This is a genomic window from Oenococcus sicerae, assembly GCF_004102045.2.
Lineage (GTDB): Bacteria > Bacillota > Bacilli > Lactobacillales > Lactobacillaceae > Oenococcus > Oenococcus sicerae.
In genome coordinates this window covers 690,439-709,144 of sequence record NZ_CP029684.2, presented here as the reverse complement: position 1 = coordinate 709,144, position 18,706 = coordinate 690,439, and the positions used below count along the sequence as shown (strand labels likewise).

The 18,706-nt window shown below is 40.2% G+C and carries 18 protein-coding genes and 1 pseudogene; 13 read left to right on the top strand and 6 right to left on the bottom strand.

What is annotated here, in order from left to right; all coding sequences use genetic code 11:
- Genes lepB (DLJ48_RS03545) through rpmH form a run of 5 tightly spaced genes read right to left on the bottom strand, consistent with a single transcriptional unit; the run spans window position 1 to window position 2,621 of the window.
- A complete protein-coding gene (gene lepB / locus DLJ48_RS03545; protein WP_128685972.1) occupies window positions 1-627 on the bottom strand; it encodes a signal peptidase I in 627 nt (208 codons plus the stop codon).
- A complete protein-coding gene (gene lepB, locus DLJ48_RS03540; protein WP_128685970.1) occupies window positions 624-1,244 on the bottom strand; it encodes a signal peptidase I in 621 nt (206 codons plus the stop codon). The genes lepB (DLJ48_RS03545) and lepB (DLJ48_RS03540) overlap by 4 nt, the downstream gene beginning before the upstream one ends.
- 2 nt (window positions 1,245-1,246) lie before the next feature.
- Window positions 1,247-2,107: a YidC/Oxa1 family membrane protein insertase gene (locus tag DLJ48_RS03535; RefSeq protein WP_128685968.1), complete on the bottom strand. Its 861-nt coding sequence runs from the start codon at window positions 2,105-2,107 to the stop codon at window positions 1,247-1,249.
- Window positions 2,088-2,456: a ribonuclease P protein component gene (gene rnpA / locus DLJ48_RS03530; protein ID WP_128685967.1), complete on the bottom strand. Its 369-nt coding sequence runs from the start codon at window positions 2,454-2,456 to the stop codon at window positions 2,088-2,090. Before rnpA ends, DLJ48_RS03535 begins: the two co-directional genes overlap by 20 nt.
- Window positions 2,457-2,486: 30 nt before the next feature.
- Window positions 2,487-2,621: a 50S ribosomal protein L34 gene (gene rpmH, locus DLJ48_RS03525; RefSeq protein ID WP_128685965.1), complete on the bottom strand. Its 135-nt coding sequence runs from the start codon at window positions 2,619-2,621 to the stop codon at window positions 2,487-2,489.
- Between the two features lie 447 nt (window positions 2,622-3,068).
- Here rpmH and dnaA point away from each other — a divergent pair, with 447 nt between their 5' ends.
- The 7 genes from dnaA (at window position 3,069) to DLJ48_RS03490 (ending at window position 12,017) form a co-directional block, all read left to right on the top strand.
- Complete coding sequence (gene dnaA, locus DLJ48_RS03520; protein ID WP_128685963.1) at window positions 3,069-4,418, top strand: chromosomal replication initiator protein DnaA; 1,350 nt, start codon at window positions 3,069-3,071, stop codon at window positions 4,416-4,418.
- A gap of 165 nt (window positions 4,419-4,583) precedes the next feature.
- Window positions 4,584-5,705 (top strand): DNA polymerase III subunit beta, encoded by a 1,122-nt coding sequence (gene dnaN, locus DLJ48_RS03515; RefSeq protein WP_128685961.1) that lies wholly within the window; start codon window positions 4,584-4,586, stop codon window positions 5,703-5,705.
- Window positions 5,706-5,831: 126 nt separating this feature from the next.
- Window positions 5,832-6,053 (top strand): S4 domain-containing protein YaaA, encoded by a 222-nt coding sequence (gene yaaA, locus DLJ48_RS03510; protein WP_128685959.1) that lies wholly within the window; start codon window positions 5,832-5,834, stop codon window positions 6,051-6,053.
- The gene (recF, locus tag DLJ48_RS03505) at window positions 6,040-7,161 is read left to right on the top strand and encodes a DNA replication/repair protein RecF (protein WP_128685957.1); all 1,122 of its coding nucleotides are present in this window, start codon (window positions 6,040-6,042) and stop codon (window positions 7,159-7,161) included. Before yaaA ends, recF begins: the two co-directional genes overlap by 14 nt.
- Complete coding sequence (gene gyrB / locus DLJ48_RS03500) at window positions 7,154-9,115, top strand: DNA topoisomerase (ATP-hydrolyzing) subunit B (RefSeq protein WP_128685955.1); 1,962 nt, start codon at window positions 7,154-7,156, stop codon at window positions 9,113-9,115. The genes recF and gyrB overlap by 8 nt, the downstream gene beginning before the upstream one ends.
- Before the next feature lie 8 nt (window positions 9,116-9,123).
- Window positions 9,124-11,742, top strand: coding sequence for a DNA gyrase subunit A (gene gyrA / locus DLJ48_RS03495; RefSeq protein ID WP_128685953.1), 2,619 nt, complete (start codon window positions 9,124-9,126; stop codon window positions 11,740-11,742).
- A 116-nt stretch (window positions 11,743-11,858) separates the two neighbouring features.
- A complete protein-coding gene (locus tag DLJ48_RS03490; protein WP_161566105.1) occupies window positions 11,859-12,017 on the top strand; it encodes a hypothetical protein in 159 nt (52 codons plus the stop codon).
- Window positions 12,018-12,060: 43 nt separating this feature from the next.
- Here DLJ48_RS03490 and nadE read toward each other — a convergent pair whose 3' ends face one another.
- A complete protein-coding gene (gene nadE / locus DLJ48_RS03485; RefSeq protein ID WP_128685951.1) occupies window positions 12,061-12,888 on the bottom strand; it encodes an ammonia-dependent NAD(+) synthetase in 828 nt (275 codons plus the stop codon).
- A gap of 171 nt (window positions 12,889-13,059) precedes the next feature.
- On the opposite strand from nadE, the gene DLJ48_RS03480 reads away from it, so the two are divergent.
- From DLJ48_RS03480 to DLJ48_RS03455, 6 genes and pseudogenes are all read left to right on the top strand, one after another.
- Window positions 13,060-14,538 carry a multicopper oxidase family protein gene (locus DLJ48_RS03480; RefSeq protein ID WP_128685949.1) on the top strand — a complete coding sequence of 493 codons (1,479 nt, stop codon included), beginning with the start codon at window positions 13,060-13,062 and terminating at the stop codon, window positions 14,536-14,538.
- Window positions 14,539-14,727: 189 nt separating this feature from the next.
- Window positions 14,728-15,057, top strand: a complete 330-nt coding sequence (locus DLJ48_RS03475) for an ATP-binding cassette domain-containing protein (protein ID WP_128685947.1) — start codon at window positions 14,728-14,730, stop codon at window positions 15,055-15,057.
- Window positions 15,058-15,184: 127 nt separating this feature from the next.
- Window positions 15,185-15,475, top strand: a pseudogene (rpsF, locus tag DLJ48_RS08665) (30S ribosomal protein S6); the annotation flags it as partial.
- A gap of 173 nt (window positions 15,476-15,648) precedes the next feature.
- A complete protein-coding gene (gene ssb / locus DLJ48_RS03465; RefSeq protein ID WP_128685943.1) occupies window positions 15,649-16,218 on the top strand; it encodes a single-stranded DNA-binding protein in 570 nt (189 codons plus the stop codon).
- Between the two features lie 24 nt (window positions 16,219-16,242).
- Window positions 16,243-16,563, top strand: a complete 321-nt coding sequence (gene rpsR, locus DLJ48_RS03460) for a 30S ribosomal protein S18 (protein WP_128685941.1) — start codon at window positions 16,243-16,245, stop codon at window positions 16,561-16,563.
- A gap of 88 nt (window positions 16,564-16,651) precedes the next feature.
- Window positions 16,652-18,703, top strand: coding sequence for a DHH family phosphoesterase (locus DLJ48_RS03455; RefSeq protein WP_128685939.1), 2,052 nt, complete (start codon window positions 16,652-16,654; stop codon window positions 18,701-18,703).
- Window positions 18,704-18,706 lie beyond the last annotated feature (3 nt).

The window sequence follows — 18,706 nt, the reverse complement described above, 5'->3', positions numbered from 1 at the left end:
TCAACGATAAAAGTTTTCAGAAGTGTGGTTCACATTTTTAACGATTTTTTTGCCAGCCCAAGGAAATACGCTTAGCACACCTCGAACATCAGTTTTTTTAACAAGACCGTATTGCCGACTATCTATAGGATCCAGGCGATTGTCTGCTAAAACAAAATATGTCCCTTTTGCAACTCGTTTAATATTGCGCTGGTTTTTGGGCCAATTACTGTTCAAAGAAAGAGAATTCAAAGACCAGCCGGAATCAACCGACATCGAAGTTGCGGCTTTTTCTGAAGCCGTCAAAAAAGACTCATTAACTTGTTTGCCATTCACGAGTAAGTGACCACGAAGAAAAGAAATTTTATCACCAGGTAGCCCGATCACGCGCAGAGCCAAACTATCCAAACCCGTGTTAGCAGATTGGGATCGAGCTGCTTTAAAAACAATGACTGTTCCACGTGAAACACGAGCCTTCTTTTTTAAAAGCGTAATTTGATTATTAACCAAATTCGGTTCCATTGAAACGCCTGTGATGCGCACAAAAGAAAAATAATTGCTCCTAAGAAAAACCGCAATCAAAATACCAATGATTGCGGGAATTAACCAAACTTTTATAAAATATTTTAAATGTTTATGATTAGTCATTTAACAAAATAGTTCTTCCAAACACTATTAATATTTTTACTGTTGTGCGACCAGGAGAAGACTTTCGCCACACCCAGCATATGTTCTTTCTTAACGAAACCAAAATAGCGACTATCTTCCGATTTAGAACGATTATCACCAAGAACAAAATAATTACCAGCTGGAACTTTTATAGCTTTACCGTCAGCCCAATGAGAACTGCCAGAAACAAAGGGCGACTTGCCGGATGATAATGACTTCAAAGTCCAATTGCCGGTTCCAGTAGTTCTATTATAAAAAGAGATATATTTTTGAGATATTTGTTTGCCATTCACATAAATATCACCATTTTTGGCTTGAATTTTGTCACCCGGAAGACCAATAACTCGCTTAACATAGTCCTTTTCTCCTGATTGAATACCAGGATCTTCTTTCCTTGCATCAAAAACAACAACTGAACCACGATGAATTTTAGACAATTTTAATACCCAAATTCGTTCGCCGTTCTTCAGGTTATTCAACATTGAATCACCATTTACTGTAACTGGCACCAACAAGAAGGCTTGAATTAAGCAAGCCAGCAGTAGTCCCACCACAATTGGTACGATCCAAGAAAATAATCCTTTGATTTTTCCCATAGTTATTTCCTCCGTTTGCGAGATTTACGTAAAGTTTTTGTAATTGCTCGCTTTCTGTCTGTTTCTGCTTGTTGTGCCATGCGTTCTTCAGCTCGTGCTTTAAAAGGATTTTGCAAAAAGAAGGTTTGAACAACCTGAAAAGCATTTGTTGCCACCCAGTATAAGGATAAAGCTGATGGAAAAGCCATAGAGGAAAAGAAAATAATGAAAGGAAAAATATAAGGCATCGCCTTTGCGAAACCAGGCTGATCTTTGCCCAAAGAAGCCGTACTCATCCAAGAACTGATAAAAGTAAAGAGAGCTGCCAAGATAGGCAGAATGAAATAAGGATCAGATTTTCCCAACTGAAGCCAGAAAAAAGAGCCTGTCTTCAAAGTCGGGGTAGATGATACTGCTTGAAACAGTGCCCATAAAACAGGCAGCTGAATGATAACCGGCAGCAAAGACGCATAAGGATTAACGCCGGCTTCTTTATAGATAGCGGAAGTCTCTGCCTGCATATTGGTCATTGAATCCCGATCTCGTTTGCCCTTGTACTTGTCTTGCACCTTTTTGATCAAAGGCGTGACCTTAGCCATACTCTTTGATGATGATGTAGAGTAAGCCATTAAAGGCAAAATCAAGAAACGAATTAAAATGGTGAAACCGATAATACCGTAACCATATGAATTACCAAGGAATTTTGAGACACCGAGGATCGAATTAGCAAAGAAAGCCGTTACCGAACCAAGAATTCCCTTATAAACGGTCGTATCGCTATTTGGCATCAAGCCAAAAGCAATAATCGCGATCAAGGCCAGAGCGGAAACCAGAATTGAAAACCAGCCAGCCTGCTTAATAAAATTATTCTTTTTCTTTTCCATTTAAAATTCCTGCTAAATCCAATACGTGAACTAGTTGTGTTTGAATAAACATTTGCGATCGTTTGTTAACGAGCGGGCGGGCAACAACGACGATATCAAGACTATTTGCAATTAAAGGTGAAATATTGTTAAAAGATTCACTAATTCGACGTTTGACCCAAACTCTCTCATGTGCTTTACCGACTCTTTTGGAAACTGATAAACCGATCCGCCAGTGTTGGACATCTAAATGTTCAGGCTGATTATCGCTATATACAACAAAATAGCGGTTTGCGAAAGATTTGTGTTGAGCAAAAATTCTCGTAAAATCGCTTGCTTTTTTAATTCGAAAAGGTTTTTTCGTTCCCATATTACAAAAAAAGTCGCATAAGCGACTGGTTTAAGCAGCTAACACCTTCCGGCCTTTAGCACGACGACGTGCAATGACCCGACGACCGTTTGCGGTACTCATTCGTTTACGAAATCCGTGGACACGTTGCAAGTGCCTCTTCTTTGGTTGATAAGTTCTTTTCATGTTCTACTCCAATATATGTCTAACACAGACAAAGTTACTGAAATATATTAACACAAAAGCAGGCCAAAGCTCAATAGGGACAAGCTTTTAAAAGAAATTTAATTATCCACATTACCACGGAACGTGGTGTGGAATTGTTAAGAAAGTTTAAAGGCAAAAGGCTTGTTACAGTAGGTTTTCCACTAATTAACAACATATCCACAGCTTGTGAACAAATGAGTCGCAATTATCTGTGGATTTTGTGGAAAAGATCCAAAATTGTGGATAAATCGGGTATTTGTGGATAACCTTGATTGTGGAAAAGTCTTAAAAAAGTGGAAAGAGCGAGATTTAACCACCAGCTTGGGGATAAATTAGTAAACAGACTGTAAATATCTCGGAAAGTTATATACACAGGCTGTTGAAAATAACAGTCTGTTCCCGTTTAATTAGTCTATTGGAAAAAATATGAATGACTCTTACTTTGATTTGAATACTTTTTGGAGCGGTATTCAGGACCGTTTTGCCGCTAATATGGGAGAAACAGCCTACGAAAACTGGATCAAGCCTGTTCACGCAGCCAACGTTGACTTGGCCAATAGGACTGTCGAACTGCAAGTTCCCAGCGATATCGTCATGCAAGCCTGGGACAACGGCAACTACACAGCTAAATTCATGGAATACGCTTACGATGTTGCACATGATTTTTTTAAGCCTGAATTAAAAGTGGTCAAAGTTGTCAAAAATCCAGTCAGCAGCCGCTCTCATGAGTCAAAAACCAATTTCACAGCCACTGATTATCAATTAAACGCAAATTTCACTTTCGATACTTGGGTCGTTGGAGATGCTAACGAATTAGCAACTAGCGCTGCTATGGCTGTTTCCGAACAACCTGGGCGCCAATATAATCCCTTGCTTATATATGGATCATCTGGCTTAGGCAAAACGCATTTGATGGAAGCGATTGGCAATCGTCTCAAAGAACTGCAGCCCGATGCCGTCGTCCGATATATTACAACAGATGATTTCATGAATGATTGGGTAGATGCAATCAGCAAGAAAACGACAAATGAATTCACCAATACCTATGAAAACGTTGATCTGCTGCTCGTTGATGATATCCAGATGCTGCAAGGTAAAGATCGTTTTCAAGAGGAATTTTTTAATATTTTTAATAAAATCACAAAATCACAAAAACAGATCGTGATGACATCAGATGTTTTGCCAAAAGATATTCCAGGATTAAATGCGCGTCTAGTCTCACGATTTATGCAGGGAGTCGCCTATGATATCCAAAAACCGGACTTTCCAACTCGCTTAGCTATTTTAAAAAACAAATCTGAAGAAGCCGGCATCGAGATCAACAATCAAACACTGTCGCTGATTGCCGAACAAGTTGACAGCAACGTTCGTGAACTAGAAGGTGCCTTCAATACATTGACGCTAATGGCTAGAGCTGGTCGTCCGATCAACGTAGCTAATGCACAGAAGATTCTGGAACATTTGAATATCACGAGACAAAAAATTATCACGGTAGCTGATATCCAAAAAATAGTTGCTGATGATTATAGGGTGAGTATCGTTGATCTATTAGGAAAAAAACGTAATTCTGATATCGTTTTGCCAAGACAAGTAGCCATGTACCTGATCAGAACACTGACCGATACTTCTTTACCGAAAATTGGACAAGCATTTGGCGGCCGCGACCACACGACTGTCATGCATGGCACAGAAAAAATAGCCGATCTAATTGAAACTGATTACGCTTTAAAGCAGCGCATCGAGACTCTTTCAGCTAAAATTAAAGAGAAGTCGTAAAAAATACGTATGATTAGGGTGTAGAAAACTAAAGACTTATGAAGAGAATTATCCCAAGTCTTTCCACCTGAAAAACGTTGATCAGCTGCGTGTTGAAACGGTTTTTGCACAGTTTACACAGACCTTATTACTATTATTAACTAAAATTATTACTTAGGACGCACAATGAAATTTTCTGTCAAGAGAAGTGAACTAGCAAGTAAATTGAATATCGTTAATCGAGCAATTTCTGGAAAAGTAATCATTCCCATTTTAACTGGAATTAAGATCTCAGTATTTGAGAATCAGCTAACTTTGATTGGATCTAATTCAGAAATTTCTATTAAAACCATTTTAACTGCCGATAAAACGAAAAATCTGGTTGTTGAAGAGGCTGGTGAAATCGTTGCGAATGCTAATTTCTTCAGCAATATTATTAAGCGTCTCTCGAGTGACCAAGTTGAAATTTCAACAGAAGGTTCTCAGATCAAAATCGTTGGCGGCAAATCGGATTTCACCGTTTCCGGACAATCAGCTGATAATTATCCGCAATTACCAAGGCTTGATGATGCTAATACGATCGCGATTTCAGCTGTGCAGCTGACTGATATTATTAACGAAACAATTCGAGCTGTTTCGATTCAGGACTCAAGACCCTTATTGACTGGTATTCATTTCATCATTTCCGATAATCAAATCAAGGCAGTTTCAACTGATTCTCATCGACTATCGCAACGAATCACGAAGACTGCAATTGCTAATCCGGCCGATGTCGTTGTACCAAGCAAAGCCTTGATCGAACTTCGCGGTTTGTTGGAAAATGTGACTAATTTAAATTTACAGTTCGATCGTTCTCAATTATTGGTCGATCTCGGCCAAACAACTTTTTATTCCCGTCTGCTTGAAGGCCAATATCCAGAAACCGATCGTCTGATTCCTGCTGATTCAACGACTCATTTTACGATCGATGCCTCTCAACTGTCTCAATCTTTGGACCGTGCTAGTCTTGTTGCTCACCAATCTGGTAATATTGTGGCTGAATTTTCCATTACCGGCAGCAAACTAGTTCTAGGAACTGCTCAAAGCGAAGTCGGCAAAGTTTTGGAAGAACTAACAATCAGCGATTTCACTGGTGAAGATCTGAAAATTAGTTTTAATCCAGATTTCGTTCGTGATGCGATCAGTTCGATCAATGAAGGCAAGCTAGATTTTTCCTTTACAACTAGTCTGCGACCATTTGTTATCAAGCCGAACGGATCGACAGATAACAGCAAGGTTCAATTGATTACACCTGTACGTACTTTCTAAATTTTTGCGATTTAAGCAAAAACTGTCTTTAATAGCTAAGAGTTACCAAAACGCTGAAAAATTGCTTAAATAGCAAAAATTAGCGTTTTTTGTTATAATGGTCAAGGTATTCTTGGGGGTGAAAATTTGAAAAAGGTTCAAATCAACACCGAGTTTATCACGCTTGGGCAGCTTTTAAAGATAGAAAATATCGTCGATTCTGGCGGCAGTGCTAAGTTTTTTTTACGAGAAAATGCTGATTCTTTCTTCGTAAACGGTGAATCGGATTTTCGACGCGGGCGAAAGCTTTATCCAGGAGATTCGATTAAAATTCTTAAAATCGGAGACTATCAAATTGTTTCTCAATAGTCTAAGGCTGAAAGATTTCCGTAATTATGAAGAACTACAAGTAGATTTTTCTAATTCAATTAACGTTTTAATTGGTGATAATGCTCAGGGCAAGACAAATTTGCTTGAAGCGATCTATCTTTTATCGATGGCACGATCACATCGCGATAATAATGATCATGATTTGATAAATTGGTCAGCTGATGCAGCTGATATTCTCGGTGAAGTTCAAACAAAGTCTGGTAAATTTCCGCTAGAAGTTCAAATTACAAAGAGCGGAAAAAAAGTTTTTGTTAACCATTTAATCGAAAATCGACTGTCAAATTACATAGGAAACTTCAACACTGTCCTGTTTGCACCGGAGGATCTGGATCTTGTTAAAGGTGCACCAGGTGGCCGCCGAAAATTTATTGACAGCGAATTTGGTCAAATGTCGGCAAACTATTTATTCAATTTATTGCAGTATCGCGAGGCGTTAAAGAACCGCAACGCCTATTTCAAAAACATTCAATGGACTGCCGCTAAGCCGAAAATTGATGAAATTTATCTAACTGTTTTAGATGATGAGCTAATCAAATACGGCAGTGAAATTATTTTTCAACGATTTGCATTAGTTCAGACACTAGAAAAATATTCTTTTGAAATTCATAAAGCAATCTCGAATACTGAAGAATTAAAAATCAATTATATGAGTTTTGCTGGAATTGATGAGCGTTCGACGATTCCAGAAATTTCTGAGATTTTTAAGAAACAGTTATTAAAAAACCGGACGCGGGAATTGCTTTTAAAATCGACGACTGTTGGTCCGCACCATGATGATTTAAAGTTTTTTATCAATCAAAAAGAGGTTGGCTCATTTGCTTCGCAAGGTCAGCAACGAACAACTGCCTTGTCGATTCGTTTGGCGGAGATCGAAATGATGAAATATGAGACCGGAGAATATCCGATTTTGTTGCTTGATGATGTTTTATCCGAATTAGATGGTGATCGGCAGACGCAATTATTGCGTTTTATCCAAGACAAAGTTCAAACTTTTTTAACAACGACGAGTCTTTCAGATGTTGAAAAAGAATTGATTAAAAATCCAAAAATTTATCAAGTGAAAGACGGAAGGCTGATTAATGGTTGAAAATAAAAATAATAATAGTCAAATAGCACCTAACGATAATAATTCTTACGGTGGTTCGTCGATTCAAATTCTTGAAGGACTTGAAGCAGTGCGCAAACGCCCAGGTATGTATATCGGCTCAACTGCCAGTTCGGGACTTCATCATTTGGTATGGGAAATTATCGATAACGGTATTGATGAGGCCTTAGCTGGATTCGCGACTCACGTCACGGTCACGATCGAAAAGGATAATTCGATCACAGTGACAGATGATGGTCGAGGTGTGCCGGTTGAAATTCAGCCTAAGACTGGTCGACCGGCTATGGAAGCTGTTTTCACTATTTTGCATGCTGGTGGTAAATTTGATTCAAAAAGTTATAAGGTTTCCGGCGGTCTGCATGGTGTTGGTGCTTCGGTTGTGAATGCTTTATCCAAGGAAATGGATGTTCGTGTATATCGCGATGGCAAAATTTATTACATGGATTTCCAGCGTGGACATATCAATACCGAAATGAAGCTGCTTGACGAGCCCATGCGTTTGAAGCGCGGCACGATTGTTCACTTTGCCCCAGATCCCGATATTTTTCGTGAAACAACTGTTTTCGACTATAAAACACTATCGAGCCGTATCCGTGAATTAGCTTTTTTGAATAAAGGTTTGCGTTTATCTATTACTGATGCACGAGTTGATCCTAATAAAAAAGAATCATTTATGTATGAAGGTGGCATTGCCGAGTATGTCAAATTTTTAAATAAAAATAAAGAAGCTCTTTTTCCAGAACCTGTCTATGTTGAAGGTGAAGAGAATGGTATTCAAGTTGAAGTTGCTTTGCAGTACACGGACGCCGTTGCTGAAACCTTAATGAGCTTTACAAATAACATTCATACCCATGAAGGCGGTACCCACGAAACTGGCTTTAAAATGGCTTTGACGCGTATTATCAATGATTACGCTAAGAAAAAAGGCATTTTGAAAGATTCTGAAGATCCTTTGACTGGTGAAGATGTTCGAGAAGGCATTACGGCGATTGTTTCGATCAAACATCCAGATCCACAATTCGAAGGACAAACAAAAACCAAACTGGGCAACACAGATGCCCAGCAAGCGGTCAATCATCAGTTCTCAATGATTTTTAATCGTTTCATGATGGAAAACCCAGAGACCGCCAGAGCGATTGCTAACAAGGGATTAATCGCTTCTAAGGCACGTGTTGCTGCGAAAAAAGCACGTGATCTGACGCGTAAAAAGTCTGGTTTGGAAATCAGTGCATTGGCAGGCAAGTTAGCTGATAACACTTCCAGAGATCCTGCATTGTCTGAATTGTTTATTGTCGAGGGGGATTCTGCTGGTGGTTCAGCCAAACAAGGTCGTTCTCGCTTAACGCAGGCTATTTTGCCGATTCGTGGAAAAATTTTGAATGTTGAAAAAGCTACTTTAGACAAAGTACTGGCTAATGAAGAAATTCGCTCCTTGTTTACGGCGATGGGTACCGGCTTTGGCGATGAATTTAATATTGAAAAAGCTCATTATCACAAAGTGATCATTATGACTGATGCTGATGTTGACGGGGCACACATTCGTACTTTGCTGTTGACTTTGTTCTTCAGATATATGCGTCCGCTGATTGATGCAGGCTATATTTATATCGCTCAGCCACCTTTGTATGGTGTTGCAATTGGTAATTCAACTGATCGTGTTTATCTAGATTCCGATGAAGAATTAGATGACTATGTTGCCACATTACCGGCTAGTCCAAAAGCAAGGATTCAACGATATAAGGGACTTGGAGAAATGGATGCAGTTCAGCTTTGGGACACGACTATGGATCCAAAACATCGTCGTTTGCTAAGAGTTGATCCAGAGTATCAGCCTGAAGTCGACACCACGTTCGATATGCTGATGGGTGATCGTGTTGAACCAAGACGCGAATTTATCGAAGATAATGCACAATTTGTTGAAGATTTGGATGTGTGAGGTAATTTATGGCTGATGAAGAAAACAATAATTTCACACCTGATTCAAGGATCAAAAATACAGATTTAAACAGAACGATGCGAACAAGTTTTCTGTCTTATGCGATGTCGGTTATTGTCGCTCGTGCTCTGCCGGATGTTCGTGATGGGTTAAAACCAGTTCATCGCCGGATTTTATATGGCATGAATGAGCTGGGCGTGACGCCTGACAAGCCCCATAAGAAAGCTGCTCGAATCGTTGGGGATGTTATGGGTAAGTTCCATCCGCATGGCGATTCAGCGATCTATGAGTCTTTGGTACGCATGGCACAACCATTCAGCTACCGCTACCCACTTGTTGATGGTCATGGAAACTTTGGTTCGATTGATGGCGACCCGGCAGCTGCAATGCGGTATACCGAAGCGCGTTTATCAAAAATTGCGTTGGAAATGTTGCGTGACATTAATAAAGGAACGGTTGATTTCCAACCTAGTTATGATGGTGACAATCGCGAACCAGTTGTACTGCCAGCTCGTTTTCCTAATCTTTTGGTCAATGGTGCTCAAGGAATCGCTGTCGGGATGGCAACAAATATTCCAACGCACAATTTGCGCGAAGTGATTGCCGCGATTCATGTTTTGATGGCTAATCCTGATGCAACAGTTGCTGACTTGATGGAAGTCTTGCCTGGTCCTGATTTTCCAACCGGTGCGATCGTTATGGGCAAAGCCGGTATTCGACGTGCTTATGAAACCGGCCGCGGGTCAGTGACAATTCGATCAAAGGTTGACATCGAAACAACTTCCACGGGCCACGAGCGTATTGCTATTTCTGAACTTCCTTACATGGTCAATAAAGCTAAGCTGATCGAACGAGTTCGTGAATTAGTTTTAGAGAAAAAAATGGAAGGTATCACGGCTATTCGTGATGAATCGGACCAAAAAGGTCTTAGAGTTGCAATTGATATTGGACGTGATGCTAATGCCAATGTCGTTTTGAACAATTTATACAAACAAACGCTGCTTCAGACGAGTTTTTCCTTTAATATGATCGCAATTAATCATGGCAAACCAGAAACGATGAGTTTAAAACAGATTTTAGTTGCTTATTTGGATCATCAGCGGGAAATTATCCGTCGCCGGACTGAATTTGATTTAAAAAAAGCACAGGATCGTGCGCATATTCTTGAAGGTTTAAGGATTGCGTTGGACCATATTGATGCCATTATCGAATTGATCCGTGCTAGCAAAACAGCTGAAATCGCGAAAAGCGAACTGATAAATCGTTATCAACTATCTGATAGACAGGCGCAAGCCATTTTGGACATGCGACTGGTTCGTTTAACCGGTTTGGAACGTGACAAAATTGAAGCTGAGTACAATGAATTACTGAAATCAATTGAGGACTTTAAGGATATTTTAGCTAAGCCCGAGCGTATTGACCAAATTATTTATCAAGAATTACTTGATATTGCCAATAAATTTGGTGATGCGCGTCGTACGGAATTGCAAGTTGGTGATGTGCTATCTATCGAAGACGAAGACTTGATCGATGAGGAAGATGTTTTGATATCTCTTACTCATAAAGGCTATATCAAACGTCTTTCAACTGGTGAGTTTCATACTCAGAATCGTGGTGGCCGTGGCGTTCAAGGCATGAACACTCATGATGACGATTTTGTTGAACAGCTTGTTTCAACAAGTACGCACGATACGCTGCTCTTTTTCTCTGATCAAGGGAAAGTTTATAAAATGAAGGGTTACGAAGTGCCTGAATATGGTCGTCAAGCTAAGGGCATTCCTGTCATTAATCTCTTAGGATTAGATGCCGGTGAGCGCGTTCAAGCTGTGATCAATGTTCGCGGCGATGCAGCAACATCAAAGGATTTCTTATTCTTTACGACAAAATTTGGTACGGTCAAGCGGACTGCAGTCTCGGATTTCACAAACATTCGTCAATCTGGTTTACGCGCCATTAATTTGCGTGATGATGATTCATTGATTAGTGTTCTCGCGACAAACGGTCAACAGAACATTGTTATTGCGTCACATTCTGGATATGCAGTCTCATTTGCCGAAAAAGATGTTCGTGCAATGGGCAGGACGGCATCTGGTGTTCGTGGCATGAATTTACGTGATAAAGATTATGTCGTTGGTACCGACTTATTGACGCCTGGTAATAATGTTTTGATCATTACTGAAAAGGGCTATGGCAAGCAGACCGCAGTTGAAGAATATCCGATTCGTGGTCGTGGCGGAAAAGGCTATAAAACAGCCAATATTTCATCTAAAAATGGCCCTCTAGCTGGTTTGATCGTTGTGTCTGGTGATGAAGATATTATGATTACGACTGATTCTGGGATCATGATTCGTTTCAAAGCTGACGATGTTTCAATTACAGGTCGAGCAACCTTAGGCGTTCGAGTTATTCGCACAGAAGAAGGCTCAAAAGTAGCAACCTTGGCTAAAGTTGAAAAAGAAGATGAAAAGCCTGATGATGACGGGTTAGTTGATAACGAAGATGGCGCTCAAGGTGCTGACGAAACGATTGCGGTTAACGGACAGAGCAATGATGAGATCGCTGATAAAATTAAAAAATTAGCTGATCATCAATTGAATGATCCAGACGAACCAGATTCAGAAGTATAATTTAAATTCTTAAAACCCGGAAAATTTCCGGGTTTTATTTTATGTATTAAGCTAGAAGAGGTTAATTAAACAAGTTTTTCCCAAGTTCCTCTTAAAAATCCAAAGGTAGGTTAATTATGATATTTTCAAAATGGTTATCAGCTTTTTTTGTTATTTTCTATGCAGTACTTGTCTGGGCGGTATTTTCCATGCGCAACATGCTGGCCATGCAGATGATGGCGATCGGTATGTTTGCTGAAGCACTATTATCTTTTTTCAAGCCGAACAAAAAATAATATGGGCAAACAAAAAACCTTTAATCGCTGAGACTAAAGGTTTTTAGTACCACCAAGTATCGTAAATTGTAACCGGTAAGTGGCGTTTTTGTTTGGTAGACAGGTAGAGTTTTTCGATCTGTTTGGCTGCCGCATCGGATACGTCACGGCCCTCTAAGTAATCATCAATATCTGTGTATTTAACGCCTAGTGCAACTTCATCTGGCAATTGCGGTCGATCATCTTCAAGGTCAGCTGAAGGAATTTTTTCATAGAGCGCTTTAGGTGCTTTTAAAACTTCCAGCATTTGTTTACCTTGACGCTTATTTAATCGCCAGAGCGGATCGATATCTGTGCCGCCATCGCCATATTTAGTAAAAAACCCGGCAAAGGCTTCAGCGGCATGGTCAGTACCAACGACAACTCCTTGATGTTCGCGTGCAACCGCGTATTGTGCGATCATACGCATTTTTGGTTTGATTGAGCCGCGGCTCATATCATCAACGACTAAGCCGCTTTCTCGCAATGTTTTTGTTAAAGCATCGGTTGCTGCTTTAATGTCGGTTGTGATTGTCTGATCTGGATCAATAAATTTCAAGGCTAACTGTGCATCATCTTCATCAGCTTGGATGCCATAAGGTTGACGGATCGCGACCAACCGATAGCTGCTATCACCAGTTTCTTTGCGCAGCTGGTCAATTGCGATTTGCGCGAGTTTACCAGCAAGTGTCGAGTCCTGGCCGCCGGAAATAGCCAAGGCATAACTTTTATATTCCGGGTTTGCCAGCAGATAGTTTTTTAAAAAAGCCACGGACCGATTAATTTCATCTTGTGCATTAATAACTGGCTGAACATGCAGATCAGCAATTATTTGAGCCTGTAACAGACGCATGTGTTTTTTCCTCCAATAATTATATTAAGTTTACCCTTATCGCAATATTTTGATAAGGGTAAACTTCTTAAAATAGATAAGCTATGATTAATTAGAAATCAACATTTTTGGATTTTTAAAAATTATGATGTTGATAAAACAAGTAATTGCTTTGATTATATGGAGGTCTAAATGACAAAGATTATCAACGATTATTTATTCGACGAAAGTGCTTTTGATTATCACGATGCTGCTTTCAAAGCACTGATTCGTCCTGATACGAAAAGACGCGCGCTCAAAATTCCAGCCATTCTTAAGGCTGACAAGGTCGAAGGCGGCACGATTTATTACACGATTCACGCCCAAGTCGGCGAGACTAGAATTTTGGATGGCAAAGCGACTCGTACTTGGGGTTATAACGGCTCGCTATTAGGCCCTTTGATTCAATATGAATCTGGCAAACATTATCATTTAACTTTAGTTAATGAGTTGCCAGAAGTGACAACCTGGCATTGGCATGGTCTAAATATCCCTGGTCCAATTGAAGATGGTGGTCCGCACGCACCCGTACAGCCGGGCGAATCCAAAGAAATTGAGTTCGATGTTCACCAGCCGACAATGACCGCTTGGCTCCATCCACATCCATGTCCGCATACAGCCGAACAAGTCTGGAGGGGTCTGGCAGCACCAGTTACGGTTGTTAATCCATTGGATAATCTACCGCAACTACCTCATGATTGGGGTATTGACGATATCCCTGTGATTTTTCAAGATCGAACTTTCCATGATAACCAGTGGGACTATCAGGCTGATTATGATATGGATGGTACCTTAGGGGATACGGCCTTAGTGAATGGCACTGCTAATGCTGAATTTACCGTGACGCGTCCTTGGCTGAGATTGCGCGTTTTAAATGGTGCTAATCGTCGTGAATTACGTTTAAATACTGATAAAAATATCGTCATGACCCAAATTGCATCCGATGGCGGTTTTTTGCCACACGCTGTCCCTTTGACAAAGATCATGTTAACGACTGCTGAAAGAGCTGAATTATTGCTTGATCTATCTGCTTATAAAAAAGGTGATCAACTGCTTTTGAAGGCTGATGATACAGTCATTTTGACTCTGACTGTGGGTGAGTTTACAGAGGATAATCGTGTTGAACTACCAAGTAAGCTGAAAGAAATTGATCGTGGTTTTACAGGAGGTGTTGACCATCAAGTCATCATGTCGGGAATGGATGATGCGGTTAAAATCAATGGCAAACTTTATGATATGACTCGTATTGACGACAGACAAGAGATTGGTAAAAACGAAATTTGGGATGTTTCGAACACAAACGATGATATGCCGGGGATGGGCATGATTCATCCTTTTCATATGCATGGCATGGAATTTTTGGTCTTGTCTCGTAATGGCAAAGAGCCTTATCCGAATGAATTAGGCTACAAGGACACGATAGCTGTTAATCCTGGTGAACATGTGCGTTTGTTGGTGGAGTTCAATGTAGCCGGCATTTTCATGTATCACTGCCATATTCTTGAACACGAGGATACGGGTATGATGGCGCAAATTGAAGTGTTTGATCCCAAACATCCTAAACATTGGAACCTTAAAGATCTTTGCGCTAAGAACGGTGTTGATTCGATGGCTGCCAACATGAAAATGTAAAAGAAATTTTAAACGGCGATGAGCCGTTTTTTTTATCTCTACTTATCTGCTACTGTGATAAAGTCCAGCTATTTTCGCAATAATGCTTTATTACAATCATTTTAGAGAATGACTGTCATCATCCTAGGTTTTTCTTACACTGATCAATAGTTCTTATTTGCGGCTTAAGATAATAGAAAGTAGGTTTTTATGAAGAAAGTACAGAAATTGGTATTTGTATTGATCTCGATGCTTTCTTTTTTGATTTGTTTTGTTTATGCGAATAATAAGGAAAGCTATTATCAAATGCCCGCTTATAAATTAAGCGGGGGAGAACAGCAGCGTGTTGCCTTGATAAGGCTATTGCTCAAAAAGGCGGAAATTATTTTAGCCGATGAGCCCACCGGTTCATTAGATCTGCAAAATGGTTATCAGGTTATGAATATTTTAAAATCTTTCGCCGAGCATGGTAGTATCGTGGTCATGGTGACGCATTCAAATCAGTTTGATAGTTATTTTGACCAGATCATTAATATTTAAAATCAGTCTTGAATAAACGCCCTTTCTAAGCTTGATTTTGAGGCTATTTCCCTGTATCATGGTTATCCGTGATGAAATACTCACTTCCTTACCGCTCAGGCGGTCAGAGACCAAAAGGAGGTAAATTATGGCTAATTATGAATTGACTTATATTGTTCGGCCCAACTTAGATAAAGACGTTAAAGCAGCTTTGCTGGCCCGTTTTGATACTATTTTGACTGACAACGGTGCCCAGATCTCTAAATCTGAAGACTGGAATACACGTAAGTTCGCTTATGAGATCGACGGTTACAGAGAAGGAACATATCACGTTGTTACTTTTGCTGCCGAAGGTACTAAAGCTGTCGACGAGTTCGATCGTTTGGCTAAGATTTCTGAAGATATCTTACGTCACATGATCGTTGCTGTTGATCCTGAAAAACTTGCAGACGCTCATGCTAAGCAAGCTGCTGCAGCGCAAAGAGCGATCGAGCGTCGTGCACAACGTGAAGCAGAACGTAATGCTGCACAGAATCAAGCCGTAGCTGCTCGCCAAGCTAGAACGACGACAACTGCACCCGCTGCGACTGCACCTGAAAAATAAGGAGTTTTATGATCAATCGAGTTGTATTAGTTGGTAGAATCACCCGTGACGTTGAGTTGCGTTATACAGGAAATGGTGATGCGGTAGGTTCCTTTACAATTGCAGTTGAGCGGAATTTTACGAATCGTGCTGGTGATCGTGAAGCTGATTTTATCAGTTGTGTGATTTGGCGAAAACCTGCTGAAAATTTTGCCAATTTTACTGGTAAAGGTGCTATGGTTGCTGTCGAAGGTCGTTTACAAACGCGGACCTATGATAATAATCAAGGCCAAAAAGTTTATGTGACCGAAATCGTGGTTGATAATTTTCAGTTACTGGAAACGCGTGCGCAGTCCGAAGCTCGGCGCGCTCAAAATGGTACGCCAGCCAATGGTAATGCTTCTTCTGCTGCACCGCGAAGTCAAAGTAATTTCAATATTCCAACGCAGCAGCAGCCGAATCCTTTTGATTCGCAATTTAGCAATAACTCGCAATCTGCTTCAACTAATCATAATCAAGCCAATAACTCTAGTAGTCCTTTTAATACGGACGCAGGAAATGATTCGCTTGATATCTCAGATGATGATCTCCCATTCTAAAATTTTAAGAAAGGATTACTAATTATGCCTGAAGAACATTCAAGTCAAAGGTCTACCTTTAATGGCGAACGCAATAATCGTCCTAGCCGTACTCCTCGTGGAGATGGTGATCGTCGTGGCGGCCGTCGTCAAGGCGGTCGTCGTCGTGTTGATTACTTAGCTGTTAATCATATTGACTATGTTGACTACAAAGATGCTGATTTATTGCAACGCTTTATTGCTGATAATGGTAAAATTTTGCCTCGTCGCATTACTGGAACTAGCTCAAAAAATCAGCGTAAAATTGCAATTGCAATTAAGCGTGCTCGGATTATGGCTTTATTGCCATTCGTTGTCAATAATTAATTTTTGATGTTTAACACTCTTTGAAAAGAGTGTTTTTTTGTCTCTAAAAGCGATAGAGCCTGCTCATCGTGATAAAATTAAATCCTTGATGAAGAAATATAGTCGACTACCAGCATTTATCAAAAATTACCGCGTCATTTATTTGATCGTGGTTTTTGCTTTGCTGGCTATTTCTGGTTTTATTTTCGCTTTGCACTTCGGATTGATCATCGCCATTGCTTGGCTAGTCATTGTTGCCTTAGCGTCATTACTAATTTATAGCCTGGTAAATTCACTTGGTATTGACTTTCAAACTTATATGACTAACTTAAATGGCCGTGTTTCGATTTCGCAGACTAGCGCACTGGATCAAATGCCGATCGGAGTTATGCTGTTGAATTCTGATAGTGATATTGAATGGGTCAATGAGAACTTAATGAATGTGATTGGCGACCATTCAATTATTGGCAAGAATTTAAAACAGGCTGATTCAGTTTTGTATGAATTGGTGCAGGCTAATAAAGACAGTGGTTCAACGGAGATTGATTGGCGTGATGGCAAATTTTCACTACAAGTACAGCACGATGGCCAGACGATTTATTTGCTGGATCTAACAGATGTTTCTAAATATCAGCTGTTTTATGAGCGAGATCGTCTATTTTACGGCTTGATCAGTGTTGATAATTACGAAGAAGTTATCCAAGATGCTACTGATTCTGAGTCAAGCCGTTTGATTGCTTTTATTTCTGGAAGACTGGACGGCTGGTCTAAGAAATATCACTTGTTTTTAAAAAGGATGTCGGCTGATCGTTATCTTTTTTTTGGTCGCTTGCCAGACCTTAAGTCATTAGAGGACGATCGTTTTTCAATTTTAGATGAAGTCCGTGAAGAATCTTTGAAACAAAATATGCCGCTTTCATTGTCAGTCGGAATTGCTTTTGGTGTTTCAGATTTGAATGATCTAGCTGAATTAGCCCACCGCAATTTGGATTTGGCACTAGGTCGTGGCGGTGATCAAGTTGTTATTCGAAATGATGATAATCCGGCACTTTATTTTGGCGGTACCTCTAATCCGATGGCTAAGCGGACGCGAGTTCGTGCACGGATGATTGATCAAGCACTATCTGATTTATTCGCTAATGCTGATTCTGTCTTTATTTCTGGTCACCAAAATCCAGATATGGATGCGCTAGGTGCCGCTTTGGGCGTTTGGCGGATGAGCCGTTTGCACGATTTGACTGCATATATCGTGATTGACGAACAGAATTTACAACGTGATGTCCAGCTGGTTGTGGAGAAAATTAAAGAAGAAGTTGCCACAAGCAATAACAAACTTAAGCAGCAATTAGCTGATGGCCAGACATTAAAATTAGTTGAAGTTCCTTTTATTTCAGAGAAGAAGGCCTTAACCCTTGCAAGCGAACAAAGCCTACTAGTCCTAGTTGATCATTCCCGCCCAAGTATTTCAGCCGCTGGCCAGTTGCTGGATAAATTAAAATCGTCTTTGGTCGTGATTGATCATCATCGTATCGCTGATGAAGGTTTTAAAGAAAAACCAATTCTCTTTTATGTTGAACAATATGCATCTTCGACTTCCGAGCTAGTGACGGAATTGCTCGGCTATGAGGATCGCCGTAAATCGCCATTAACTAAAGTGGAGGCAACAGCTTTACTAGGCGGTATTCAATTAGATACAAAAGGTTTTACAGCACATAGCGGATCAAGGACCTTTGATGCAGCTAGTTTTTTGCGAGCCGCCGGAGCTGATGCACAATTGCTGAGCAGCTTTGGTAAGGAATCAAAGGAAGACCTGTTGGTTAAATCTCACTTGTTTGAACTGATGGTTCTAGACCACAATATTGCAACAGTGGTCGGGGAAAACGATGTTTTTTATAATCCGGTTTTAGCTGCTCAAGCGGCCGATGAATTATTGAAAATTCAAGGTGTGGCGGCTAGCTTCGTCATTACACGACGTCCTGATGAAAAAGTTGGTATCTCTGCACGCTCAGATAACTCAATCAACGTACAATTGATTATGGAAAAGATTGGTGGTGGTGGTTCCTTAGCGAATGCTGCTGCACAAATAGTGTCTGATGATGTTAAAAAAGTTGAGACCATGTTGCAAGATGCCATTTTTCAAGTGATAGGACACAAAGAATAGGAG

Bases quoted from the DNA above. Each gene is read 5' to 3' on its own strand.
- lepB (WP_128685972.1), bottom strand. From the start codon at position 627: ATGACTAATCATAAACATTTAAAATATTTTATAAAAGTTTGGTTAATT.
- lepB (WP_128685970.1), bottom strand. From the start codon at position 1,244: ATGGGAAAAATCAAAGGATTATTTTCTTGGATCGTACCAATTGTGGTG.
- DLJ48_RS03535 (WP_128685968.1), bottom strand. From the start codon at position 2,107: ATGGAAAAGAAAAAGAATAATTTTATTAAGCAGGCTGGCTGGTTTTCA.
- rnpA (WP_128685967.1), bottom strand. From the start codon at position 2,456: ATGGGAACGAAAAAACCTTTTCGAATTAAAAAAGCAAGCGATTTTACG.
- rpmH (WP_128685965.1), bottom strand. From the start codon at position 2,621: ATGAAAAGAACTTATCAACCAAAGAAGAGGCACTTGCAACGTGTCCAC.
- dnaA (WP_128685963.1), top strand. From the start codon at position 3,069: ATGAATGACTCTTACTTTGATTTGAATACTTTTTGGAGCGGTATTCAG.
- dnaN (WP_128685961.1), top strand. From the start codon at position 4,584: ATGAAATTTTCTGTCAAGAGAAGTGAACTAGCAAGTAAATTGAATATC.
- gyrB (WP_128685955.1), top strand. From the start codon at position 7,154: ATGGTTGAAAATAAAAATAATAATAGTCAAATAGCACCTAACGATAAT.
- gyrA (WP_128685953.1), top strand. From the start codon at position 9,124: ATGGCTGATGAAGAAAACAATAATTTCACACCTGATTCAAGGATCAAA.
- DLJ48_RS03490 (WP_161566105.1), top strand. From the start codon at position 11,859: ATGATATTTTCAAAATGGTTATCAGCTTTTTTTGTTATTTTCTATGCA.
- nadE (WP_128685951.1), bottom strand. From the start codon at position 12,888: ATGCGTCTGTTACAGGCTCAAATAATTGCTGATCTGCATGTTCAGCCA.
- DLJ48_RS03480 (WP_128685949.1), top strand. From the start codon at position 13,060: ATGACAAAGATTATCAACGATTATTTATTCGACGAAAGTGCTTTTGAT.
- DLJ48_RS03475 (WP_128685947.1), top strand. From the start codon at position 14,728: ATGAAGAAAGTACAGAAATTGGTATTTGTATTGATCTCGATGCTTTCT.
- ssb (WP_128685943.1), top strand. From the start codon at position 15,649: ATGATCAATCGAGTTGTATTAGTTGGTAGAATCACCCGTGACGTTGAG.
- rpsR (WP_128685941.1), top strand. From the start codon at position 16,243: ATGCCTGAAGAACATTCAAGTCAAAGGTCTACCTTTAATGGCGAACGC.
- DLJ48_RS03455 (WP_128685939.1), top strand. From the start codon at position 16,652: ATGAAGAAATATAGTCGACTACCAGCATTTATCAAAAATTACCGCGTC.